At 61.8% G+C, this 24,419-nt stretch carries 21 protein-coding genes, 1 tRNA gene and 1 pseudogene; 2 read left to right on the top strand and 21 right to left on the bottom strand.

Annotation, left to right across the window (positions count from 1 at the left end):
- From NKH37_RS33290 to rpsL, 4 genes are all read right to left on the bottom strand, one after another.
- On the bottom strand, positions 1 to 349 hold a 349-nt coding region (locus NKH37_RS33290; RefSeq protein ID WP_352643573.1), incomplete at its 3' end, for a GTP-binding protein.
- Positions 350 to 416: 67 nt separating this feature from the next.
- Positions 417 to 2,507, bottom strand: coding sequence for an elongation factor G (gene fusA / locus NKH37_RS33285; protein ID WP_254817148.1), 2,091 nt, complete (start codon positions 2,505 to 2,507; stop codon positions 417 to 419).
- A 30-nt stretch (positions 2,508 to 2,537) separates the two neighbouring features.
- Positions 2,538 to 3,008 (bottom strand): 30S ribosomal protein S7, encoded by a 471-nt coding sequence (gene rpsG, locus NKH37_RS33280; protein ID WP_008875664.1) that lies wholly within the window; start codon positions 3,006 to 3,008, stop codon positions 2,538 to 2,540.
- 85 nt (positions 3,009 to 3,093) lie between these two features.
- Positions 3,094 to 3,465, bottom strand: a complete 372-nt coding sequence (rpsL, locus tag NKH37_RS33275; protein ID WP_006333356.1) for a 30S ribosomal protein S12 — start codon at positions 3,463 to 3,465, stop codon at positions 3,094 to 3,096.
- Positions 3,466 to 3,927: 462 nt separating this feature from the next.
- Here rpsL and NKH37_RS33270 point away from each other — a divergent pair, with 462 nt between their 5' ends.
- Positions 3,928 to 4,209 (top strand): transcriptional regulator, encoded by a 282-nt coding sequence (locus tag NKH37_RS33270; RefSeq protein ID WP_023680447.1) that lies wholly within the window; start codon positions 3,928 to 3,930, stop codon positions 4,207 to 4,209.
- A gap of 124 nt (positions 4,210 to 4,333) precedes the next feature.
- Positions 4,334 to 5,263 carry a Gfo/Idh/MocA family protein gene (locus tag NKH37_RS33265; RefSeq protein WP_353007197.1) on the top strand — a complete coding sequence of 310 codons (930 nt, stop codon included), beginning with the start codon at positions 4,334 to 4,336 and terminating at the stop codon, positions 5,261 to 5,263.
- Between the two features lie 36 nt (positions 5,264 to 5,299).
- On the opposite strand, the gene NKH37_RS33260 is transcribed toward NKH37_RS33265, so the two are convergent.
- From NKH37_RS33260 to NKH37_RS33180, 17 genes and pseudogenes are all read right to left on the bottom strand, one after another.
- Positions 5,300 to 5,671, bottom strand: a complete 372-nt coding sequence (locus NKH37_RS33260) for a hypothetical protein (RefSeq protein WP_353007200.1) — start codon at positions 5,669 to 5,671, stop codon at positions 5,300 to 5,302.
- Between the two features lie 38 nt (positions 5,672 to 5,709).
- The gene (locus NKH37_RS33255) at positions 5,710 to 6,375 is read right to left on the bottom strand and encodes an O-methyltransferase (RefSeq protein WP_023721672.1); all 666 of its coding nucleotides are present in this window, start codon (positions 6,373 to 6,375) and stop codon (positions 5,710 to 5,712) included.
- A gap of 84 nt (positions 6,376 to 6,459) precedes the next feature.
- Positions 6,460 to 10,656, bottom strand: a complete 4,197-nt coding sequence (gene rpoC / locus NKH37_RS33250) for a DNA-directed RNA polymerase subunit beta' (protein ID WP_353024570.1) — start codon at positions 10,654 to 10,656, stop codon at positions 6,460 to 6,462.
- Positions 10,657 to 10,787: 131 nt separating this feature from the next.
- Positions 10,788 to 14,924 carry a DNA-directed RNA polymerase subunit beta gene (gene rpoB, locus NKH37_RS33245; protein ID WP_023721670.1) on the bottom strand — a complete coding sequence of 1,379 codons (4,137 nt, stop codon included), beginning with the start codon at positions 14,922 to 14,924 and terminating at the stop codon, positions 10,788 to 10,790.
- 282 nt (positions 14,925 to 15,206) lie between these two features.
- Positions 15,207 to 15,584, bottom strand: a complete 378-nt coding sequence (gene rplL / locus NKH37_RS33240; protein WP_023680442.1) for a 50S ribosomal protein L7/L12 — start codon at positions 15,582 to 15,584, stop codon at positions 15,207 to 15,209.
- A 54-nt stretch (positions 15,585 to 15,638) separates the two neighbouring features.
- Positions 15,639 to 16,157 carry a 50S ribosomal protein L10 gene (gene rplJ, locus NKH37_RS33235; RefSeq protein WP_008875657.1) on the bottom strand — a complete coding sequence of 173 codons (519 nt, stop codon included), beginning with the start codon at positions 16,155 to 16,157 and terminating at the stop codon, positions 15,639 to 15,641.
- 391 nt (positions 16,158 to 16,548) lie between these two features.
- Complete coding sequence (rplA, locus tag NKH37_RS33230; RefSeq protein ID WP_023721669.1) at positions 16,549 to 17,247, bottom strand: 50S ribosomal protein L1; 699 nt, start codon at positions 17,245 to 17,247, stop codon at positions 16,549 to 16,551.
- A gap of 4 nt (positions 17,248 to 17,251) precedes the next feature.
- The gene (gene rplK, locus NKH37_RS33225) at positions 17,252 to 17,680 is read right to left on the bottom strand and encodes a 50S ribosomal protein L11 (RefSeq protein ID WP_023680440.1); all 429 of its coding nucleotides are present in this window, start codon (positions 17,678 to 17,680) and stop codon (positions 17,252 to 17,254) included.
- A gap of 159 nt (positions 17,681 to 17,839) precedes the next feature.
- Positions 17,840 to 18,367 carry a transcription termination/antitermination protein NusG gene (gene nusG / locus NKH37_RS33220; RefSeq protein ID WP_006333333.1) on the bottom strand — a complete coding sequence of 176 codons (528 nt, stop codon included), beginning with the start codon at positions 18,365 to 18,367 and terminating at the stop codon, positions 17,840 to 17,842.
- A 27-nt stretch (positions 18,368 to 18,394) separates the two neighbouring features.
- Entirely contained in the window at positions 18,395 to 18,598 is a 204-nt protein-coding gene (gene secE / locus NKH37_RS33215; RefSeq protein WP_023721668.1) for a preprotein translocase subunit SecE, read from the bottom strand.
- Between the two features lie 366 nt (positions 18,599 to 18,964).
- Positions 18,965 to 19,040: transfer RNA gene (locus tag NKH37_RS33210), tRNA-Trp, on the bottom strand.
- A 77-nt stretch (positions 19,041 to 19,117) separates the two neighbouring features.
- Positions 19,118 to 19,633 (bottom strand): hypothetical protein, encoded by a 516-nt coding sequence (locus tag NKH37_RS33205; RefSeq protein WP_352485035.1) that lies wholly within the window; start codon positions 19,631 to 19,633, stop codon positions 19,118 to 19,120.
- A 130-nt stretch (positions 19,634 to 19,763) separates the two neighbouring features.
- On the bottom strand, positions 19,764 to 20,246 hold the full coding sequence (locus NKH37_RS33200) for a group II truncated hemoglobin (protein ID WP_352485036.1): 483 nt from the start codon (positions 20,244 to 20,246) through the stop codon (positions 19,764 to 19,766).
- 105 nt (positions 20,247 to 20,351) lie between these two features.
- Positions 20,352 to 22,034: a COG3904 family protein gene (locus NKH37_RS33195; RefSeq protein ID WP_502895980.1), complete on the bottom strand. Its 1,683-nt coding sequence runs from the start codon at positions 22,032 to 22,034 to the stop codon at positions 20,352 to 20,354.
- Positions 22,035 to 22,362: 328 nt separating this feature from the next.
- Positions 22,363 to 22,461, bottom strand: a pseudogene (locus NKH37_RS33190) (EF-Tu C-terminal domain-related protein); the annotation flags it as partial.
- A gap of 116 nt (positions 22,462 to 22,577) precedes the next feature.
- The gene (locus tag NKH37_RS33185; RefSeq protein ID WP_353042490.1) at positions 22,578 to 24,107 is read right to left on the bottom strand and encodes a COG3904 family protein; all 1,530 of its coding nucleotides are present in this window, start codon (positions 24,105 to 24,107) and stop codon (positions 22,578 to 22,580) included.
- A gap of 210 nt (positions 24,108 to 24,317) precedes the next feature.
- Positions 24,318 to 24,419, bottom strand: a 102-nt coding sequence (locus NKH37_RS33180) for an EF-Tu C-terminal domain-related protein (RefSeq protein WP_152536282.1), incomplete at its 5' end; no start/stop codon positions are given.

Here is a 24,419-nt window from a genome sequence, read left to right as displayed (position 1 = left end):
AAAGGATGTGCTCGCGGGTCTGCGGCATCGGGCCGTCGGCGGCCGACACGACCAGGATCGCGCCGTCCATCTGCGCGGCACCGGTGATCATGTTCTTCACATAGTCGGCGTGGCCGGGGCAGTCGACATGGGCATAGTGGCGGGCAGCCGTCTCGTATTCGACATGCGCCGTCGAAATGGTGATGCCGCGTGCCTTTTCTTCCGGCGCCGCATCGATCTGGTCGTAACGCTTGTATTCGCCAAAATACTTGGTGATCGCCGCCGTCAGCGACGTCTTGCCGTGGTCGACGTGACCAATCGTGCCAATGTTCACATGAGGCTTGGTGCGCTCGAATTTACCTTTTGCCATGTGATCTCTCCATTCCTGCCAGCCCGTGCGGGCCTTGAATTAAGTTACTGGTGCAACTCGTTTCGAGTTACGCGTATTTCTTCTGGACTTCCTGGGCGACCGCGGTTGGGACCGGTTCGTAATGGTCGAACTGCATCGTGTAGGCCGCGCGGCCCTGGCTCATCGAGCGAAGGTTGTCCACGTATTTGAACATGTTGGCGAGCGGCACCATCGCGTTGATGACCACCGCGACGCCACGAGCTTCCTGGCCCTGGATCTGGCCGCGACGGCCGTTCAGGTCGCCGATAACGCTGCCGACGTAATCTTCCGGCGTCACCACTTCGACCTTCATGATCGGCTCGAGCAACTGCACGCCAAGCTTGGGCGCTGCTTCACGGAAGCAGGCGCGGCCGGCGATTTCGAAGGCCAGGACCGAAGAGTCCACGTCGTGGTAGGCGCCATCGATCAGCGTCGCCTTGACGCCGATCATCGGGAAACCGGCGAACGGACCCGAGGTCATGACGCTGTTGATGCCCTTTTCGACACCGGGGATGTATTCCTTCGGCACGGCGCCGCCGACGATCTTGGTTTCGAACTCGAATTCGCTGCTTTCCGGATTCGGCTCGAACAGGATCTTGACGCGGGCGAACTGGCCGGTACCGCCGGTCTGCTTCTTGTGCGTGTAGTCCTGCTCGTGCTTGCGGGTGATCGTCTCACGATAGGCCACCTGCGGCGCGCCGACATTGGCCTCGACCTTGAACTCGCGACGCATGCGGTCGACGATGATGTCGAGGTGAAGCTCGCCCATGCCGGAGATGATCGTCTGGCCGCTTTCCTCGTCGGTCTTGACGCGGAAGGACGGATCCTCGGCGGCCAGGCGGTGAAGGGCGAGGCCCATCTTTTCCTGGTCGTTCTTGGTTTTCGGCTCGATGGCGATCTGGATGACCGGATCGGGGAATTCCATGCGCTCGAGGATGACCGGATGCAGCGGATCACTGAGCGTGTCGCCGGTGGTGGTGTCCTTGAGACCAGCGAGGGCGACGATGTCGCCGGCAAAAGCCTCTTCGACGTCGGCGCGCGAATTCGCATGCATCTGCAGCATGCGGCCGATGCGCTCTTTCTTGCCCTTCACGGTGTTGTCGACCGAGATGCCCTTGGTGAGCTTGCCCGAATAGATGCGGGCAAAGGTGAGCGAACCGACGAACGGGTCGTTCATGATCTTGAAGGCAAGCATCGACAGCGGCTCGTTGTCGTCGGCATGACGCTCGATCTCGGCGTCGGTCTTGGCGTCGACGCCCTTGATGGCCGGGACGTCGGCCGGCGACGGCAGATATTCGACGACGGCGTCGAGCAGCGGCTGCACGCCCTTGTTCTTGAAGGCCGAGCCGCAGAACATCGGATAGAACTTCACCGCGATCGTGCCCTTGCGGATGAGCGCACGGATCTCGTCGTTGCTCGGCATCTTGCCTTCGAGGTAATTCTCGAGCGCCGTTTCGTCCATTTCGACGGCGGCCTCGATCATCTTCTCGCGGTATTCTTCGGCACGAGCCTTGAGGTCGGCAGGGATCTCGACGATGTCCCAGGCAGCGCCCAGCGTCTCGTCGCGCCAGACCAGCGCGTTCATCTCGACGAGGTCGACGACACCCTTGAACTCGGTCTCGGCGCCGATCGGCAGCTGCATGACGACGGCATGCGCACCGAGGCGCGAACCGATCATCTCGACCGAGCGGTAGAAGTCGGCGCCGATCTTGTCCATCTTGTTGCAGAAGATCATGCGCGGAACGCGATACTTGTCAGCCTGGCGCCAGACGGTCTCCGTCTGCGGCTCGACACCGGCATTGGCATCGAGCAGCGCGATGGCGCCGTCGAGCACGCGCAGCGAACGCTCGACCTCGATGGTGAAGTCGACGTGGCCGGGGGTGTCGATGATGTTGAAGCGATACATCTTGCCGTCGCGACCCTTCCAGAAGGTCGTGGTGGCGGCCGACGTGATGGTGATGCCGCGCTCCTGCTCCTGCTCCATCCAATCCATGGTCGCAGCGCCGTCATGGACTTCGCCGATCTTGTGCGACTTGCCCGTGTAATAGAGGACGCGCTCGGTGGTCGTCGTCTTGCCGGCGTCGATATGCGCCATGATACCGAAATTGCGGTAGTCTTCGATTTTATATTCGCGGGCCATGGGAGGTGCCTCTTCAGTCTCGTTCGCGCTTTACCAGCGGTAGTGCGCGAAAGCGCGGTTGGCTTCTGCCATCTTGTGGGTATCTTCACGCTTCTTGACGGCGGTGCCGCGGTTGTTGGCCGCGTCCATCAGCTCGCCGGAGAGGCGGTCGACCATAGTGGTCTCGTTGCGGTTGCGGGCGGCGGCGATCAGCCAACGGATGGCCAATGCCTGACGGCGCTCGGGGCGCACGTCGACCGGAACCTGGTAGGTGGCGCCGCCGACGCGGCGCGAACGCACTTCCACATGCGGCGCGACATTGTCGAGCGCCTGATGGAAGACGGTGACCGGTTCCTGCTTGGTCTTGGACTGGACCTGGTCGAGCGCGCCGTAGACGATGGTCTCGGCAACCGACTTCTTGCCGTCATACATGACGGCGTTCATGAACTTGGTGACGATCAGATCGCCGAACTTCGGGTCCGGATTGATCTCACGCTTTTCTGCACTGTGACGACGGGACATTTTTTCTCTGCCTCAATTCTACGCGGTGGCCTGGATCCCGGATCGTCGCTTGACGCCGCCCGGAACGACCTTGGCTACGCTTCGGTCACTTCGGACGCTTGGCGCCGTATTTCGAACGGCGCTGCTTGCGGTTCTTCACGCCTTGCGTGTCGAGCACGCCGCGGATGATGTGGTAACGGACGCCCGGAAGATCCTTGACGCGACCGCCGCGGATCATCACCACCGAGTGCTCCTGAAGGTTGTGGCCTTCGCCGGGGATGTAACCGATCACTTCAAAACCATTGGTCAGGCGGATCTTGGCCACCTTGCGCAGCGCCGAGTTCGGCTTCTTCGGCGTCGTGGTGTAGACGCGCGTGCAGACGCCCCGCTTCTGCGGGTTCTGCTGCATGGCCGGGACCTTGTTGCGCTTCACCGGCGCAATGCGCGGCTTGCGGATCAGCTGGTTGACGGTAGGCATTAAACCCTCTTGTCTCTCAATTCCGTGTCTCGCCCGGTCAGGGCCGCTCAAAGCGTCATTTCCATACGCAAATTCGGGCCACAAACCGCGCCTCGCGGTCTTGCCCGAACAAATGGCAGAGGAAGCGGAAGCCGCTTCATGCACGCCGGAAATGTCTTTTCGCTCGTAAAACGAACCCTGTTTGAGGCAAACTCCAAAGCGTGTCGCTTCGGAAGCAAGAGCCTCACATCGGTTCTGACTGGGCGGCTTCTACTCGTATGGCCACTGTCCGTCAACCCCGGAGCGGCAAATATTGCGCTGAAACCGAGGCGTGGCAGCCATGCGAAAAATGCATGTAATTTTCTTGCGCCGTTTTTCAAGAGGAAGGCAGAAAGTGACCGGCTTGCGCCTGTTTCCAGGCCGTGCTTCGTGCGAAAAGGCGGCATGAACAGCCCAAACCCCCTCGCCCGGAGGTACAAACCCGTGAATGACAATGAGGAGCGCCCGGTCACCATTATTACCGGCCGGGTGTGGAAGCGCAAAGGCGGCAAGCCGGAAGGCGTGCATGTGATGCTGGTCGCGCCGGACGACGATTCGGCTGTGCGCCGCGCTCTCGAATCGCTTGCCGCGGAAGGTTATGCCGAGGCCGAGCTCGACCAGATCGGCGACATGGACGGCGTGCCCGACGAGGAACCGCATCTGTCCGCCTATCAGGGCGCGCTCGAAGGCGAAGTGTCGATCGTGACGTTCGATGTGCCGATCTGAAGAGATCTGAATCGCGGTCGATCTCACGAGCCGGCGACAAAAGCCCGGCGACTTGCCCGCCACAACTTCTCTGCTAAGAAGCGACCTCTGGCAAAACCAAGCACACTCAACCTACGGAGTTCCCATGTCCTCTAATCCCATCAAGCTCGGCATCGTCGGCGTGGGAAAGATCGTCCGCGACCAGCATCTGCCGGCGCTGGCGAAGGACCAGGATTATCGCCTGGTTGCCGCAGCCAGCCGCCATGGCAAAGTGGAGGACATCCCGAACTTCCCGACGATCGAGGCGATGCTCGACGCAACGCCCGAACTCGAGGCGGTGTCGCTGTGCATGCCGCCGCAGTTTCGTTACGACGCTGCGCGCACGGCGCTGGCGGCGAAAAAGCATGTCTTCCTGGAAAAACCGCCCGGCGCCACGGTCAGCGAGGTCGAGGATTTGAAAGCGCTGGCGGTGGCGAACGGCGTCTGCCTGTTCGCCAGCTGGCACTCGCGCTATGCGCCGGCCGTCGAAGCAGCGCGTACATTCCTCAGCTCGACTACGATCAGGTCGGCCGCCATCAACTGGAAGGAAGACGTGCGCCGCTGGCATCCGAATCAGGAATGGATCTGGGCTCCCGGCGGCTTTGGCGTCTTCGATCCCGGCATCAACGCGCTGTCGATCGCCACCCACATCCTGCCACCGATGTTCATCAGTTCGGCAGAGCTCGATTTCCCCGAAAACCGCGCGGCCCCGATCGCCGCCCATATCGTCTTCCGTACTTCGAACGGTCTGCCGGTGACGATGGAACTCGACTGGCGCCAGACCGGGCCGCAAAGCTGGGACATCCTGGCCGATACCGAGGCCGGATCAATGGTGCTTTCTGGCGGCGGCTCAAAGCTCGCCATCGATGGCCGCGTCGTTCACGAGGAGCCGGAAGCCGAATATCCGATGCTCTACAAGCGCTTCGCCGAGATCGTGCGCGCCGGCGTTTCCGACGTCGACCTCGCGCCGCTCCAGCACGTCGCCGACGCCTTCATGCTCGGCAAGCGCAATGTGGTCGAGGCGTTTTTTGACTGACACTGACCCCGGTAGAGCGACCTTGAATGTTCCGGATCATCTTGGCTTGCGGTCCAGGAATTCTCCCGGACGAGGCGCAGAAGCAACGGGAGCCGTCCGGTGTCCTTGTTCAAGTTCGCTCATGACATATTGAACCGCCACCTCGAGATCGGCCTGCCCCCAGCCAAGCTCGGTGATTTCTCCATATCGAATGAAATTTGAGCGGCCGAAACCACCTTCAATGTCATTGTAAGAAATCACGCTCCGGCCGATCAACGCTACGACCCAGATGCGATGATCACTCCCAGCAGGAGAGTGATGCAGCCATTCTTCCGGATCGATCTTGATCAGGTCCCAAAGCCTTCGCTGCCCAAAGCTCATACGATCTCGGCCAGTGTTGATCAATTCCCAGATGGTCGCCTCGTTCAATTGCCGATTCCTTAAAAAGCCAGCCGCCGGTGGCAGCTTCAACTGACGATCGCTATTGCAAAGCCGTCATAGCCCTTGGCGCCAACAGTCTGGATCGCGGTACCTTGCAGACGCTTGTCGCTGCCAATGAACGAGAACGCCGCGCGTGCCCCTTCGACATTGGCGTCGCGGCCATCTTCGTTCACCACCGCGCCGTCACGGATGACATTGTCGCAGACGATGACAGTCCCCGGCCTCGAAAGACGCATCGCCCAGGACAGATAGTGCTGGTTGTTCGGCTTGTCGGCGTCGATGAAGATGAAGTCGAACGGCCCGGCATTCTCGGCGCCTAACGCGGCAAGCGATTGAAGCGCCGGTCCGACCCGCAGTTCCACGCGGTCAGATACCCCTGCCCGTTCAAAGTTCGACCGCGCGACACTGGCGTGGTGCGGATCAAGCTCGAGCGTCACGACCTTGCCGTCCACGGGCAACGCTCGCGCCATCCAGATTGTCGAGTAGCCGCCCAACGTGCCGATTTCGAGTACCTTCTTCGCTCCCTGCATTCGCGCAAGAAGTGACAGCAGCTTGCCTTGTGCCGGGGAAACATCGATCGGCGGTAGGCCGTGGTCATGGTTGGCCGCCAGAACGGCATCGAGGGCGGGATCCGCCTCGAAAAGAGCCTCGACAATGTAGCCGTCGACAGAAGCCCAGATCCTCCTGCTCATCCGTTGTCCTCCGATCCGATTGGGGAACCACAATGCGAAAAGGGGCCACTTGGGCCCCTTTTCTATCTTCTCTTACTTGCGCGCTTACTGCGCGGCGGTAACCATGTCGGTCAGCATCGGCTCGGCGACCTCGACGCCGGACGCCTTGCGGCGCTCGTCGATGATCAACTCGTCGCGCGAGGTGGCGATGCGCCGGATCTGGCTCATCGTGCCGCCGGTGCCGGCCGGGATGAGCCGGCCGACGATGACGTTTTCCTTCAGCCCCTGCAGCATGTCGGTCTTGCCGGCAACCGCAGCTTCGGTCAGCACCCTCGTCGTCTCCTGGAAGGAGGCGGCGGAGATGAAGGACGGCGTCTGCAGCGAGGCCTTGGTGATGCCCAGCAGCACCGGCTGGCCTTCGGCCGGCTTCTTGCCCTCCTCGACCAGGCGCTCGTTGACCTCTTCCAGTTCGATCACGTCGACGTGGTCGCCCGGAATGTAGGTCGAATCGCCCTGCGTGGTGATCTCGACCTTCTGCAGCATCTGGCGAACGATCACCTCGATGTGCTTGTCGTTGATCGACACGCCCTGCAGGCGGTAGACCTCCTGGATCTCGTTGACGAGGTAGGAGGCAAGCGCCTCCACGCCCTTGATCGCCAGGATGTCGTGCGGCGCCGGATTGCCGTCGAGGATATAGTCGCCCTTCTCGATGACGTCGCCGTCCTGGAGATGGAACGGCTTGCCCTTCGGGATCAGGTATTCGACCGGCTCAAGCGTCGAGTCATGCGGCTCGATGATGATGCGGCGCTTGTTCTTGTAGTCGCGACCGAAGCGGATCGTGCCATCGATCTCGGCGATGATGGCGTGATCCTTCGGACGGCGTGCCTCGAACAGTTCGGCCACACGCGGCAGACCGCCGGTGATGTCCTTGGTCTTGGCGCTTTCCATCGGAATACGCGCCAGCACGTCGCCGGGGCGAACCTGTGCGCCGGGCTCGACCGAAAGAATGGCCTCGACCGAGAGCAGGAAGCGGGCGTCGCCACCCTTCGACAGCTTGCCGACCTTGCCCTTGGCATCCTGGACGACGATCGCCGGCTTGAGGTCGTTGCCGCGTGGCGTCGAACGCCAGTCGATGACCTCGCGCTTGGTGATGCCGGTCGATTCGTCGGCGGTTTCCTGAACGGAAATGCCATCGACCAGATCTTCGAACGCCACCCTGCCCTCGATTTCGGTGAGGACCGGGCGGGTATAGGGATCCCACTCGGCAATACGCTGGCCGCGCTTCACCTTGTCGCCATCGTCGACGAAGATGCGCGAACCGTAGGTGACGCGGTGCGTGGCGCGTTCCTTGCCGGCCTCGTCGAGGATCAGCACCGCCATGTTGCGACCCATGACCATCAGCTGGCCGTCGGAGTTGCGCACCACGTTGCGGTTGCGGATCTCGACCTTGCCCTCGTACGAGGCTTCAAGGAACGAGGAATCCACCACCTGCGCCGTGCCGCCCATGTGGAAGGTACGCATGGTGAGCTGGGTGCCCGGCTCGCCAATCGACTGCGCCGCGATGACGCCGACAGCCTCGCCCTGGTTGACAGGCGTGCCGCGGGCCAGATCGCGTCCGTAGCAGACCGCGCAGACGCCGACCCTGACCTCGCAGGTCAGCGCCGAACGGATGCGGACAGACTGCACACCGGCCTTTTCGATCAGTTCCACGTCACGCTCGTCCATCAGCGTTCCGGCCTTGACCAGAACCTCGCCGGTGACCGGGTGAGTGATATCGTCGAGCGAGGTGCGGCCGAGAACGCGCTGACCAACCGAAGCGACGACCTGACCGGCATCGACGATCGGCTGCATGGTGAGGCCCTTGTCGGTGCCGCAGTCGAGCGAGTTGACGATGCAGTCCTGCGCCACGTCGACAAGACGACGCGTCAGGTAACCCGAGTTCGCCGTCTTCAAGGCGGTGTCGGCCAGACCCTTGCGGGCGCCGTGGGTCGAGTTGAAGTACTCGAGCACGGTCAGGCCTTCCTTGAAGTTCGAGATGATCGGCGTCTCGATGATTTCACCGCTAGGCTTGGCCATCAGGCCGCGCATGCCGGCGAGCTGGCGCATCTGGGTGGGCGAGCCGCGCGCACCGGAGTGCGACATCATGTAGATCGAGTTCATCGGCTTCTGACGGCCGTTGTCCTCGAACTCGACCGCCTTGATACGGGCCATCATTTCGTCGGCGACCTTTTCCGAGCACTTGGCCCAGGCGTCGACGACCTTGTTGTACTTCTCGCCCTGGGTGATCAGGCCGTCATTGTACTGCTGCTCGTATTCCTTGGCCAAAGCCTCGGTGTCGGACACCAGCTTGATCTTGGCATCCGGGATCAGCATGTCGTCCTTGCCGAACGAAATGCCGGCACGGCAGGCGTGGCTGAAGCCGAGAGCCATGATGCGATCGCAGAAAATGACCGTCTCCTTCTGACCGCAATGGCGGTAGACGGTGTCGATCATCTTGGAGATGTTCTTCTTGGTCATCTCCTGGTTGGCGGTCTCGTAGGGCACGTTGACGTTCTTCGGCAGCAGCTCGCCGATGATCATGCGGCCAGGCGTGGTGTCGTGGATCTTCGATACGACCTTACCGTCGGCGTCGACCGTGCGGAAGCGCCCCTTGATCTTGGAATGCAGCGTTACCGCCTTGGTCTCGAGCGCATGCTGGAGCTCGCCCATATCGGCAAACACCATGCCCTCGCCCGGCTCGTTCTGGTTGACGATCGACAGATAGTAGAGACCGAGAACCATGTCCTGCGACGGGACGATGATCGGCGCGCCGGAAGCCGGGTGCAGGATGTTGTTGGTCGACATCATCAGCACGCGAGCCTCGAGCTGCGCTTCCAGTGACAGCGGCACGTGGACCGCCATCTGGTCGCCGTCGAAGTCGGCGTTGAAGGCCGTGCAGACCAGGGGGTGAAGCTGGATCGCCTTGCCTTCGATCAGGATCGGCTCGAACGCCTGGATGCCGAGGCGGTGCAGCGTCGGCGCGCGGTTCAACAGCACCGGATGCTCGCGGATGACCTCGTCGAGGATATCCCAGACCTCCGGACGCTCCTTTTCGACCAGCTTCTTCGCCTGCTTGACGGTCGAGGAGTAACCCTTGGCGTCGAGACGGGCGTAGATGAAGGGCTTAAACAGCTCGAGCGCCATCTTCTTCGGCAGGCCGCACTGGTGCAGCTTGAGCTCGGGACCGGTGACGATGACCGAGCGGCCGGAATAGTCGACGCGCTTGCCGAGCAGGTTCTGGCGGAACCGGCCCTGCTTGCCCTTCAACATGTCGGACAGCGACTTCAGCGGACGCTTGTTGGCGCCGGTGATGACGCGGCCGCGGCGGCCATTGTCGAACAGCGCATCGACGGCTTCCTGCAGCATGCGCTTTTCATTGCGCACGATGATGCCGGGCGCGCGCAGCTCGATCAGCCGCTTCAAGCGGTTGTTGCGGTTGATGACGCGGCGGTAGAGGTCGTTCAGATCCGACGTAGCGAAACGGCCGCCGTCCAGCGGGACAAGCGGACGCAGATCCGGCGGGATCACCGGAACCACCTTCATGATCATCCATTCCGGACGGTTGCCGGATTCCATGAAGTTCTCGACGACCTTGAGACGCTTCAGATACTTCTTCTGATTGAGCTCGGAGGTGGTCGAAGCCAGTTCCGAACGCAGATCGCCGGCGATCTTCTCGAGGTCCATGCCGGCCAGCAGGTCGTGGATCGCCTCGGCGCCGATCATGGCGGTGAAACTATCCTCGCCATATTCGTCGACGGCCATCATGTACTCTTCCTCGCTGAGCAGCTGGTGCTCCTTCAGCGCGGTGAGGCCGGGTTCGGTGACGATGTAGTTCTCGAAGTAAAGGACCCGCTCGATGTCCTTCAGGGTCATGTCGAGCAGCGTGCCGATGCGCGACGGCAGCGACTTCAGGAACCAGATGTGGGCGACCGGTGCCGCCAGCTCGATATGGCCCATGCGCTCGCGGCGGACGCGCGACAGCGTGACTTCGACGCCGCACTTCTCGCAGATGACGCCCTTGTACTTCATGCGCTTGTACTTGCCGCACAGGCACTCATAGTCCTTGATCGGACCAAAAATGCGCGCGCAGAACAGGCCGTCACGCTCCGGCTTGAAGGTGCGGTAGTTGATGGTCTCCGGCTTCTTGATCTCGCCGAATGACCAGGACAGAATCTTCTCAGGGCTGGCAAGCGAGATCCGGATGGAATCGAACACCTGCGCAGGCGCCTGGGGGTTGAAGAGATTCATGACCTCTTGGTTCATGCCGTTCTCCTTTTCGGGGTCCTCGAAAACCCCTTGCATCTAGCGCGGGCCAAACGCCCGCCGACTTGATCGGCCATCGGCCGAGAATTTGGTGCGTCCGGTCGCGGGAAGGCCGCGGCCGGACGTCTTGCTTACTCGGCCGCGTCGGGCAGCCGGATCGGGTTGTCGTCGAGCTTGGTGTTCTCCAACTCGACATTGAGGCCGAGAGACCGCATTTCCTTAACGAGAACGTTGAAGCTCTCGGGGATGCCGGCCTCGAATGTGTCGTCGCCTCTGACGATCGCCTCGTAGACCTTGGTGCGGCCGGCGACGTCATCCGACTTCACCGTCAGCATCTCCTGCAGCGTGTAGGCGGCGCCGTACGCTTCAAGCGCCCAGACCTCCATCTCGCCAAAGCGCTGGCCACCGAACTGCGCCTTGCCGCCCAGCGGCTGCTGGGTAACGAGCGAGTACGGCCCGATCGAACGCGCGTGGATCTTGTCGTCCACAAGGTGGTGAAGCTTGAGCATATATATGTAGCCCATCGTCACTTTGCGATCGAACGGTTCGCCGGTGCGTCCGTCATAGAGCTGCGACTGACCGCTGGTGTGCAGGCCCGCCTGCTCCAGCATGATGTTGATGTCGGCCTCGTGCGCGCCGTCGAACACCGGTGTCGCGATGGAGACGCCGCGGCGCATCTGCTCGCTGAGGCGAACGATGCTCTCGTCGTCATATTCGCGGACCGGCTCGTTGCGGTCATTGGCCGGCATGAAGCTCTCAAGCGTCTTGCGCAGCGGCTTGATGTCGCCCGCCGTCTTGTACGCATCGATCAGATCGCCGATCTTCTTGCCCATTCCGGCGCAAGCCCAGCCCAGATGCGTTTCCAGGATCTGGCCGACATTCATGCGGCTCGGCACACCCAGCGGGTTGAGCACGATGTCGGCATGCGTGCCGTCCTCGAGGAAAGGCATGTCCTCGACCGGAACGATCCGCGACACGACACCCTTGTTGCCGTGCCGGCCGGCCATCTTGTCGCCGGGCTGCATCTTGCGCTTCACGGCCACGAAGACCTTGACCATCTTCATGACGCCCGGAGGCATCTCGTCGCCGCGCTGCACCTTCTCGACCTTGTCCATGAAGCGCTGCTCGAGCGCCTTCTTGGAATCGTCGTACTGGCCACGCAGGGCTTCCAGTTCGCTCTGGAGCTTTTCGTTCTCCACGGCAAACTGCCACCACTGCGAACGCGGATACTCGTCGAGCGTGTCCTTCGACAGCTTCGAGCCCTTCTTGAAGCCCTTCGGCCCGGCAATCGCCTCCTTGCCGACGAGAACGTCGGAAAGGCGCGAATAGACGTTACGGTCGAGGATCGCCTGCTCGTCGTCGCGGTCCTTGGCGAGGCGTTCGATCTCCTCGCGCTCGATCGCCATGGCGCGCTCGTCCTTCTCGACACCGTGGCGGTTGAAGACGCGCACTTCGACGACGGTGCCGAAGGTTCCCGGAGGCATGCGCATGGAGGTATCGCGCACGTCCGAGGCCTTTTCACCGAAGATGGCGCGCAGCAGCTTTTCTTCCGGCGTCATCGGGCTTTCGCCCTTCGGCGTGATCTTGCCGACCAGGATGTCGCCCGGCTGCACTTCCGCACCAATGTAGACGATGCCGGCCTCATCGAGGTTCTTCAGCGCTTCTTCCGAGACGTTCGGGATATCGCGCGTGATCTCCTCCGGCCCGAGCTTGGTGTCGCGGGCCATGACTTCGAACTCCTCGATGTGGATCGAGGTGAAGACGTCGTCGGCGACGATGCGCTCGGACAAGAGGATGGAATCCTCGTAGTTGTAGCCATTCCACGGCATGAACGCGACCAGCACGTTGCGGCCGAGGGCCAGATCACCGAGCTCGGTCGACGGGCCGTCGGCGATGATGTCGCCCTTGTTGACCCGGTCGCCCATGCGCACCAGCGGACGCTGGTTGATGCAGGTGTTCTGGTTCGAACGCTGGAACTTCATCAGCCGGTAGATATCGACGCCGGACTTGCCGGGATCGAGATCTTCCGTGGCGCGGATGACGATACGCGTCGCGTCCACCTGGTCGACGATGCCGCCGCGGCGGGCGCCGATGGCGGCGCCCGAGTCACGGGCGACGATCGGCTCCATGCCGGTGCCGACGAACGGCGCTTCGGCGCGCACCAGCGGCACGGCCTGACGCTGCATGTTCGAGCCCATCAGCGCGCGGTTGGCGTCGTCGTTCTCAAGGAACGGAATCAGGGCCGCGGCCACCGACACCATCTGCTTCGGCGACACGTCCATCAGATCGACGTTTTCGCGCGGCGCCATCATCACTTCGCCGGCGTTACGGCAAATGACGAATTCGTCGACGAAGTGACCATTCTTGTCGAGCTCGGCATTGGCCTGCGCGACGTGGTGCTTGGCCTCTTCCATAGCCGACAGGTAGACGACCTCATTGGTCAGCTTGCCGTTGACGATCTTGCGGTACGGGCTCTCGATGAAGCCGTATTTGTTGACACGCGCGAAGGTCGCAAGCGAGTTGATCAGGCCGATATTCGGGCCTTCCGGCGTCTCGATCGGGCAGATGCGGCCGTAATGCGTCGGGTGCACGTCGCGCACCTCGAACCCGGCACGCTCGCGGGTCAGGCCGCCCGGTCCAAGCGCCGACAGGCGGCGCTTGTGGGTGATCTCCGACAGCGGGTTGGTCTGATCCATGAACTGCGACAGCTGCGAGGAACCGAAGAACTCGCGCACGGCGGCAGCCGCCGGCTTGGCGTTGATCAGGTCCTGCGGCATCACCGTGTCGATCTCGATCGAGGACATACGTTCCTTGATCGCGCGCTCCATGCGCAGCAGGCCGACGCGGTACTGGTTCTCCATCAGCTCGCCGACCGAGCGCACGCGGCGGTTGCCGAGATTGTCGATGTCGTCGATCTCGCCCTTGCCGTCGCGCAGTTCGACCAGCGTCTTGACCACGGCCAGGATGTCGTCCTTGCGCAGCACGCGCACGGTATCCTCGGCCTTGAGTTCGAGGCGCATGTTCATCTTGACGCGGCCGACGGCAGAAAGATCATAGCGCTCGCTGTCGAAAAACAGCGAGTTGAACATGGCTTCGGCGGTCTCGAGCGTCGGCGGCTCACCGGGGCGCATGACGCGGTAGATGTCGAACAGCGCGTCCTGGCGGCTCTCGTTTTTGTCGACGTTGAGCGTGTTGCGGATATAAGCGCCGACATTGACGTGATCGATGTCGAGAACCTTGATCTCGTCATCGCCGGTGCCGAGAAGCACTTTCAGCGTCTTTTCATCGATCTCGTCGCCGGCTTCGAGGAAAATCTCGCCGGTGCCATAGTTGACGATGTCCTCGGCAAGGTAGTTGCCGAGCAGATCCTCGTCGGTCGCCTTGATCGCCTTAAGACCTTTTTCGCCAAGCGCCCTGGCCTGGCGGGCAGTGATCTTCTTGCCGGCCTCGACGACGACCTCGCCGGTGTCGGCGTCAACCAGGTCACCAACGGCCTTGAGGCCGCGGAAACGCTCGACGTTGAAGGGAATGCGCCAATGGTCGCCGGCGCGCTTGTAGGTGATTTTGTTGTAGAAGGTCGACAGGATCTCTTCGCCGTCCATGCCGAGCGCCATCAGCAGCGACGTCACCGGAATCTTGCGGCGGCGGTCGATACGGGCGTGCACGACGTCCTTGCTATCGAACTCGATGTCGAGCCACGAGCCGCGATAGGGAATGACGCGCGCGGCAAACAGAAGCTTGCCGGACGAATGCGACTTGCCCTTGTCATGGTCGAAGAAGACGCCCGGCGAACGGTGCATCTGCGAGACGATGACGCGCTCGGTGCCGTTGACGATGAAGGTGCCGTTCAAGGTCATGAGCGGCATGTCGCCCATGTAGACGTCCTGCTCCTTGATGTCCTTGATCGACTTCGCGCCGGTATCCTCGTCGATATCGAACACGATGAGGCGCAGCGTCACCTTGAGCGGCGCCGCATAGGTCAGGTCGCGCTGGCGGCATTCGTCAACGTCGAATTTGGGTCCTTCGAACTCGTACTTCACGAATTCCAGCATCGAGGAGCCGGAAAAATCGGAAATCGGGAAGACCGACTTGAAAACTGCCTGCAGCCCCTCGTCAGGACGCCCACCGTTGGGCTCCTCCACCATCAGGAACTGGTCATAGGATGCCTTCTGAACCTCGATCAGGTTCGGCATCTCCGCAACTTCCGGGATCTTTCCGAAAAATTTGCGTACGCGTCTGCGGCCATTGAAAGTCTGGGTCTGGGCCATCGTCGCTCCTTAGCTCAATTCTCGGGACGAGCCTCGCCGCGGCTCGCCTTGCATCTCGGGCCACCTCGGCGGCCCTGTCTTGTTGCCCGCCGCCTGTCGGCGGCTTCTTGTCTTTTCACCCACCACCAATTGGCGGTGGGCCAGAAACGGGAGAAAACCCGTTTCCTGAAGGCCGGTTTGCGGCCCTCAGGAAAGAGGTTTTCGCACTCTTCGCGCCATGAGCCTCCCCTCGACGTGAAGGGAGTGGCGGGCGGCGCCCCCCCCCCCCCCGGTACTCAACGCTTACTTCAGTTCGACCTTGGCGCCGGCTGCTTCCAGCTGGGCCTTGAACTTGTCCGCGTCGGCCTTGGAAACGGCTTCCTTGACCGGCTTCGGAGCCGCCTCGACCAGGTCCTTGGCTTCCTTGAGGCCAAGACCGGTGATGGCGCGAACTTCCTTGATGACGTTGATCTTCTGAGCGCCTGCTTCGGTGAGGACGACGTCGAATTCCGTCTTTTCCTCGACCGGAGCAGCAGCGGCCGCGGCGCCGCCAGCAGCGGCAACCGCCACCGGAGCAGCGGCGGAAACGCCCCACTTTTCTTCAAGAAGCTTCGACAGCTCGGCCGCCTCGAGGACGGTCAGCTTCGAAAGGTCGTCTACGATCTTTGCCAGATCAGCCATTGCAATGTTCCTTCATAAGGTTCGAACGTGTGTTTGTGATAGCGAGGAACGGCCTCATGCCGCCTCGTCCTTCCGGGCGTAAGCGCCGATGACGCGCGCGACCGAAGCCGCAGGCGCATTGACGATCTGGGCGATCCGGGTTGCCGGCGTGGCGATCATGCCAACCAGCCTGGCGCGCAGCTCATCGAGCGACGGAAGTGTGGCGAGTGCCTTCACACCGTCGGCGTTGAGCGAGGTGGTGCCCATTGCGCCGCCGAGAATGACGAGCTTGTCATTTCCCTTGGCGAAATCGGACGCGACCTTCGGCGCCGCAATCGGATCCTCCGAATAGGCGATCAGCGTCTGTCCCTTGAACAGCTCGATGATCGATGCGGAGTCCGTGCCCTGAAGAGCGATTTTGGCGAGACGGTTCTTCGCGACTTTGACGGTGCCACCGGCGGCGCGCATTTTCGACCGAAGGTCGTTCATTTGCGCGACGGTGATACCGGCGTAGTGGGCCACGACGACTGAACCAGCGCTTGAGAACGCATCATTCAGGCCCGTGACGAGTTCGCGTTTTTCCGCTCTGTCCACTGCCTATCTCCAGTTGACCCCTGCCCTCTACGAAGGACAGGCGTCGGGTTGCCTTTTGCCGGCCGGGCCATCCAGTAACGGATCTCCCGAACGACGCTCGAGGATCCTGCCCCCTTTCGCCACACCTGCCGGCAAGCCGGACGGTGCGCAGACAAAAGGCAAACACGGTTCGAACCTTTCATTGGAGCGTTCGCTCCTTTGTCCGGTCTTCACCCGTCTCATGCAGGCCCACATGAATTAAGGCCCACATCACCTAAGGCTTGGGGGCCGCCTGCAATCTCGGACAGGATGTCCGGAAGCCTTTCGACTTCCGGTACCGGGCCGCCGACAGGTCGGAGGCCCGGAATTCTTTCACGGATCAGCGTTTTAGCGGCCGATCCAATTGTTCGTATCAGGACGCTGCGAGCGTCGAGACGTCGAGCTTGAGGCCCGGGCCCATCGTCGAGGTGACCGACACCTTCTTGACGTAATTGCCCTTGGCACCAGCCGGCTTTGCCCTGGTCACCGCATCAGCGAAGGCGCGGACGTTCTCTTCCAGCGCCTTGACGTCGAACGAGACCTTGCCGACGCCGGCATGAACGATGCCGGCCTTCTCGACGCGGAACTCGACGGCGCCGCCCTTCGATGCCTTCACGGCGGCGGCCACGTCGGCGGTGACGGTGCCGACCTTCGGGTTCGGCATCATGCCGCGCGGGCCGAGCACCTTGCCGAGACGGCCGACCAGCGGCATCATGTCCGGCGTGGCGATGCAGCGGTCGAAGTCGATCGTGCCCTTCTGGACGATGTCGACCAGATCCTCGGCTCCGACGATGTCGGCGCCGGCGGCCTTGGCCTCCTCGGCCTTGTCACCGCGCGCGAACACGGCGACGCGAACGCTGCGGCCGGTGCCGTTCGGCAGGTTGACCACGCCGCGGACCATCTGGTCGGCATGGCGGGGGTCGACGCCGAGGTTCATCGCGACTTCGATGGTCTCGTCGAACTTCACCGAGGAGCGATCCTTGAGCAGCTTCAGCGCCTCACCCAAAGCGTAAGCCTTGTTGGGATCGATGCCTTCGCGGGTCTGCGATACACGCTTTGCAATCTTTGCCATGATCTCAGCCCACCACTTCCAGACCCATCGAGCGGGCGGAGCCCTCGACCATGCGCATGGCCGCCTCGACGTCGTTTGCGTTCAGATCCTTCATCTTCTGCTCGGCGATGGCGCGCACCTTGTCGCGGCCGATCGTGCCGGCCTTGACCTTGCCCGGCTCCTTCGAGCCCGACTTCAGGTTCGCGGCCTTCTTCAGGAAGTAGCTCACCGGCGGCGTCTTCATGACGAAGGTGAACGACTTGTCCTGATAGTAGGTGATGACGACCGGAACCGGCGAACCCTTTTCCATTTCCTGGGTCTGCGCGTTGAACGCCTTGCAGAACTCCATGATGTTGATGCCACGCTGACCAAGCGCCGGGCCGATCGGGGGCGACGGCGTGGCCGATCCCGCGGAAACCTGGAGCTTGAGCTGGCCTGCAATTTTCTTAGCCATCTCTCTTCCTGCCTTTTCTCATGCCGGTCTTGCCGGCGGTTGCAGTCTGGTGGTGCGGTCCGCGCGGCCGGCTAAAGCCGCATTCGCCTCCCACCCGTTTTGGCCGCGCGATCTCCGCGCCGCCTTCCCTGCCGCCGAAACCGGTGCAGGGATTTCGGATCAGCCCTTCTCGACCTGTCCGAATTCCAGATCGACCGGCACGGCACGCCCGAAGATCGATACTTCCACCTTGAGCCGCGCCCGCTCTTCGTCCACTTCCTGGACGAAACCGTTGAACGACGCGAATGGTCCATCCGAAACGCGGATCGCTTCGCCGATCTCGAACGTCACCGACGGCTTCGGCCGCTCGACGCCTTCCTGAACCTGGTTCAGGATACGCTGGGCTTCGGCTTCGGTGATCGGCACCGGCTTGGAGTCGCCCAGGAAACCGGTGACCTTCGGCGTGTTCTTGACGAGCGAGAACACGGCATCGGTCAGATTGGCCTTCAACAGCACATAGCCCGGAAAGAACTTGCGCTCGGCATCGACCTTGCGGCCGCGGCGGATCTCGACGACCTTCTCGGTCGGCACCACGATCTGCTCGATGTCGGCGGACAGGCCCTTCTGCTTGGCCTTGTTCTCGATGTCCTCGGCGACCTTCTTTTCAAAGTTCGAGTAGGCGTGGACGATGTACCACCGCGCGGTCATTTTAAGACTTCTCCGTAATCGCCGGACTTACTGTCCGAGGCCGAGGATTTTTTCGACCGCAAAGCCCATGGCCACGTCTGCGGTAAAGAAAAAGATCATCGCGATGACCGCGAACACAAGGACCATCACCGTCGAGATCACCGTTTCGCGCCGCGACGGCCAAGTGACCTTGGCAGTCTCCGCGCGAACCTGCTGGAGAAAGGTGAAAGGATTTGTGGTTTTCGAAGCCATATGCCGCTCTGTCTGCAAGACCCGTTGGCCGGGTCTCCTGGATGATCCCGCTGGCCGGGACGTGCCGCTTGAGCGTGCGTTCGCGCCGAATCAGCGCAATCATTTCGCCCATGCAAATCAGACGCGTAAAGCCGGCTTCCCAGCTCCACGCGTCGCGTGTCTGTTTCGTCTACATAAAACCGATTCTTGATCCACGCAAGTGGCAAGTGTCCGCTTTATGACCAAACGCCGCCTCGGAACCATCCAGTCGTCCCGTCCCGGCTATGCGGCCCTTATGCCGCAACTTATGCTATATGGCAAGTCACAAGCCGGTTTTCAAAGGCTGCGCTGCAAAAGAATCGTTTTTTAGGTATCCATTCGAAGGAATGGCACGGGCAGCAGGGCTCGAACCTACGACCTGCGGTTTTGGAGACCGCCGCTCTACCAACTGAGCTATGCCCGTATGCGCATGTCGGCGCAGCAGGCGCTTCCTAAAAGCTTCCGCGCGCTCTGTAAAGAGCGACGTGCGCTGCCCAGCCTTCATCTTCGAAAGTCCAGGCGTCCTCCCGGCCATTTCCCGTCGATCCGTTGATTGCTGACGACCAAACCGACCCAGGGACGCACGATTTTTGGGTCGGTCAGATTGATATATTTTCCAACCAGCCCTTTCGCACTGACGCGCCGCGCGTCGATGAGCCCCTTGCGCACGCCATCATGCCAATCGAACAGTAGGTAAACTCTCTCTCCCGCGGTCTTCAGCTCGCCCCGGCCAGACTTCCATTTACCCTTGCTATCGCCTGGAATCGTGGGGTCGGCACCGCCGTTCCATCGGCTGGACCACCTGCCTTCGATGGTGTCGTTGCGGTCGCGGTCGCTTTCGGTGCCCCAGGCTTCGGCGTTTTCATCGCTTGCAGCTCCCTCCAGTTTTACGCCGGCGGCGAACGCCGACACCTCCTCGTCGTCGGGAGTGGGGACATCCATGACACCGAACGGGTTTCGGGTTCCGCGGTTGCCGTCAAAGGTGCTGCCTGAATTTTTCTTGCCTTCCGATCTCATCGCAAAGTCTCCGGTTTTTAGTGAGGCCCCGCCAGTCGACGGCGACTTTAAACCGTTAGCCTGGAGGACCGAGACCTCCATAGCCACCCGTTTTCCTGGCCGGCAGGGTTTTCGACCGATTCGCGCCCGGTCAGTTTCCCGAAGGCGGCTTGTAGGGGCCGCCCGGCACGCCCCAACCCCAGACCGGCATTGGTTCCGTCTCGGGATCGCAGGTCGGACCTTTGTTGGAGTTCATCTTGGCCAGCCGCGATCCCCATTCGATATAGGCCATGAAGGCCGAGCGGAATTCGGGATCGTCAGGCAGCCCGATCTCGTCGGCGGCGTCGGCGAGGAGATTGATCCAGCGCCGGCGCTGCTCCTCCGTCAGATGCTTGCCGAGGTGATGCATCACCATTTCGCGATGGCCGCCATGCTTTTCGCTGTAGGTTTTCGGTCCACCGAAAACTTCGCCGATGAAGGCCGCGACGTGGGCCGGATGGTCCGCCGACATATGCTTGAACACCGGCCCGACAATGGGATCCCGAGAGACGTTGTCGTAGAAGGTCTGGGTCAGGCGGTTCAGCGCTTCGGTGCCGCCGGCCCATTCGAACAATGTCGGGACGTCCTGGCTCATTTGCGATCCCTCGCCTGGCTGGTCTTCTACCACGCCGGACGATAGCGGAAACATCCAGCATCGCTCAACCTGTCTCGATGGCCAGCTTCCGAAACCGACGCGCCCCTACAATTTGGCGGGCGCCTCGGCCTGCGCATTGGGCGAGAGCACCACGCGGCAATTGTCAGGCTTCGGCACCGATCTGCACAGGGTGGCACCGGTCAGCTCGTCCACTGATTGCGGCCCAGTCGTCAGTCCGGCCCTCAGCATCACGTCAGGTTCGAGCTGACGCTCGACCGAAATGCGCTGAAGCGTCATGAACAGATCACGGTTGATTGCCATCTCGTCAAGGTAAGCCTTGATCAGCTGGGCTTGTCCCATCAGGTAAAGGCTGAGTAGCGCCCGTGGACCGACAAGCCGCCTGACGCCCCCAGCCAGCATCAGCGCGCAGGCCGAATCGCAGTCGCCTTTCGCATCGCTGGCCACTCCGGCATAGGCGCCATCTTTGGCCAAGCAATTCCACTCTTCCGGGTCGCAGCCAACGAAATCGGTACGGGCAACGGCGACGTCGAGCTTCTTTTCACGGATAAGTCGCCCCATCGCCAGAGCGCTGAACAAGTCGCCGCCTCGCGAGCTCACCACTATAGGCAGCCGCCGGCTGCCAAGCGTAGCGAGCAACTGGCCCAGCTTCTGCGGGGTTTGGCTCGTGATTACGCCTTGTGCCGAGATCCATTCCGGGCAGTCGGGATTGCAGGACGAATTGCTGCGGCGAACCACAACGAAGCGCATCTCGGGTGCCCCGTTCCCCGGCACTGCCACGAGCGGCCGAGCCCACATCCATTCCGGGCAGTGGGGCTCGCACATCGGATCGCTGCCGCGAACGAGTATGAAGCCCTTGTCCGGCGCCTCGTTTCCTGGCACTGCCTCGACCGGCTGAGCAGGTGCCTCCTTGGCCAGCTGAGAAAGTGGGACTTGAGCCGGCTGAGACGGTCCGGCCTTCGCTTCGATTGCTGCCACCTTGGCCGGCTTGGCATTCGCAGGGACCTCCCTGCAGTTCGGCGGCGCAGGACTCCGCTGGCATATGCCCGCCTGCGTAAGTATGTCGAGGGAGTCCCTGCTGGTGATCAGCTTCATCGTCAGCATGTCGTCGAGGGCGATCTGCCGGATGTCGCTGGCGGGCGTGGCCTTCATTCTGTCGATTACGCCCCGTCCGACACCCATGTCCCTGAGATAGGCCGAAAGTTTCCTCTCAAGCGCCTTGCTCATCTCATAGGTCTTGTAGCCGGCATTGTCTTGAGTGATGGTTTCTGTGGTGATCCTATATTTTTTGCCCCGCACAACTCGATAGGTGGTTCGATAGTGCCGTGTTGTGCGGAAATAGGTCGTAGTGATCTGATGGACGCCTAGATAGGCCCAACCGCCGACCACGCGTCCGACGCCTCCGGCAAACATCAGCGGACATGCGGAGTTGCACATGGCACCCCCGTCAGACGCAATGCCGAAATATGCTGCGCCCTTGCCGTCATTGGCCCGGCAATCTTTCATCCCGGGCCAACAATCGGAAAACTTGGTCGTACCGACGGCGATATCGAGCTTGTTTTTGCGGATTATTCGACCAAGCTGGAGCGCAGCATCGACATTGCCGCCCGGGGAATTGACGATGATGGGCAGTTTGCGGCGGCCGAGCGTCTTCAATATGCGCTTGAACTGCACTGGCGTGCCCGCTTCGATGGCGCCTTCTGCCGAAATCCATTCCGGACAGTTAGACTCGCAGCCGGTCGCGTTGCTGCGCACGACGACGAATCGCATCGGCGAGAGATCATCGGATAATAGCTTCGGATCGGTCCAAGTCGTCGGATCGGACCATTTCGGGAAGACATCCTCGGCCTTTGCGGCGAAGGCAGCCATCGCCATGGCAATAACCAGCAGCCCGCGCCACCACCTTGCCACGCTATCTAAACGGCGTCCCGAAACCACGCTTGGCAAAAGCCCCCTTGATGCAACCTATAATAGTTGCGGCAATGGTGGTTGCAATAGCTTTGAAACACCCGCGCAAGATTGTTCTGCCTCGAGTCAGTAAGCGAAAAAGGCGGCCCGAAGACCGCCCTTTCGCATCGACCGGCAATGCCGGCGCCGATCACTCTATAATGGTGACGACGACGCCAGCACCGACGGTGCGGCCGCCTTCACGGATGGCGAAGCGCAGCTTCTCTTCCATGGCGATCGGCACGATCAGCTCGCAGCTATCAAGCCCGCCTTACGATTTGACCGGCGTGCTGGCCTGAGCCTTGGCGCCCGAGGCTTCGCGGCAGTTCTCGGGCTGTGGCTCCGATCTGCAGATGCCGGGGCCTGTCAATTCGTCTGCCGATTGATGCCCGGTGTCAGCCCGTATTTCAGCATCCTGTCGAGTTCGAGCTGCCGTTCGACTGAATTCAGCTGAATTGCGGTAAACAGACCGGGGCCGATGGCCATGTCCTCGAGATAGGCCTTGACCTTTTGCTCCTGCCCTACCGAATGCACGCTCAACTGTGCACGCGGGCCGACGAGGCGTTTGACACCGCCGGCGAGCATGATCGGACAGGCCGAGCCGCACGCGCCGCCGGCATCGACCGTCAGTCCGTTATAGACGCCGTCTTCGGCCGTGCAGTCGGCCTGCCGCGGTTCGCAGCCAATGAAATCTGTCCGCGCCACGGTGACGTCGAGCTTGCGTTCGCGGATCAGCCTTCCGGCCGCCAAAGCACCGAGCACATCACCACCCGGCGAGTTGATGACGATGGGCAGACGCCGGTCGCCGACGCCGTCCAGCAGTTGGCGCAGTTTTTCGGGCGTGTCGGCGGTAATTGTGCCTTCGGCCGAGATCCATTCCGGGCAGTTGGGATTGCAAAGCGGATTGCTGCCGCGGACCAGGACGAAGCGCATGTCTGCGGCCTCCTTCGGCCGCGTGGTTTCGTGCCCTGCGGGTGCAGGCTCGGCGTTCGCCACCACTTCGCCGGCCGGCTTCGCGACATTCGCCGGCGCCGGCAGCTCCCTACAACTCGCCGGCAACGGATCGGATTTGCATAGGGTTGGCGCGGTCAGCAGGTCGACGGCATCCAAGCTGGTGACGAGATTCATTTGCAGCATGTCGTAGGGAACCAGTTGCTGGATGCTGCTGGCCGGCGTGCCTTTCATGGTCTCGAGCACGCCCAGGCCGACGCCCATCTCCTTCAGATAGGCCGCCAGCTTCCGCTCCAGCGGCTTGTTCATCTCGTAGGTCTTGTAGCTGCCGGCGTTCTTCCGGCTGACGACCTTGGTGCTGAGGATCTTCTTCTTACCCTTCACCACGCGGTAGGTGGTGCGGTACAGCAATTTCGTCCGGATATAGGTCGTGGTGATCTGATGGACGCCGAGAAAGGCCCATTCCCCGACCACGCGCCGGATGCCACCGGAAAACATCAACGGACAGGCGGAATTGCAGATGGCGCCGTCGGCATAGGCATTGCCGAAATAACGGGCGCCCTTGCCGTCCTTTTCCTTGCAGTTTTTCACATCTGGCAGACAGCCGACGAACCGGGTTTTGCCGACGGCGATATCGAGCTTGTTCTTGCGGATCAGGCGACCAAGTGTCAGCGCCGCTTCGACATTGCCGCCGGGGGAATCGACGACGATCGGCAGCTTTCGGCCGCCAAGCGCCTTCAGCGTGCGTTTGAACAGGGCCGGCGTGCCGGCTTCTATCGAGCCTTCCGCCGATATCCATTCCGGACAGGTCGGCTCGCAGCCCGGCGCGCTGCTGCGGACGACAACGAACGGCATCGTCGGGCCGAGATCCGGCGTGGATTTTTCCGGCGTGGATTTCTTGGCATCGGCTGCGAAGGCAGCGTGGCCCAAGGCGAGCAACGACACCAGGCAGATCAGCCCTAACGACCACAATGCCTGACTATGCAAACGGCGCCATGGAACCATTCGGGCAGCCCCCTCGATGCAACCTATACTAGTTACGGCAGAGGCGCTTGCAACAGGATTTGAAGCAAGGCGGTTAATCTATTCGAATCAAAAAGGCGGCCCGAAGACCGCCCTTTCGCATTCGATCTCGACCGGCAACGCCGGCGTTGATTACTCTTTGATGGTGACGACGATGCCGGCACCGACGGTGCGGCCGCCTTCACGGATGGCGAAGCGCAGCTTCTCTTCCATGGCGATCGGCACGATCAGCTC

This window comes from Mesorhizobium sp. M1217 (genome assembly GCF_040318275.1).
Classification (GTDB): domain Bacteria; phylum Pseudomonadota; class Alphaproteobacteria; order Rhizobiales; family Rhizobiaceae; genus Mesorhizobium.
Note: the sequence above shows the minus strand (reverse complement) of the source record. Positions and strands in the feature narration are given on the sequence as shown.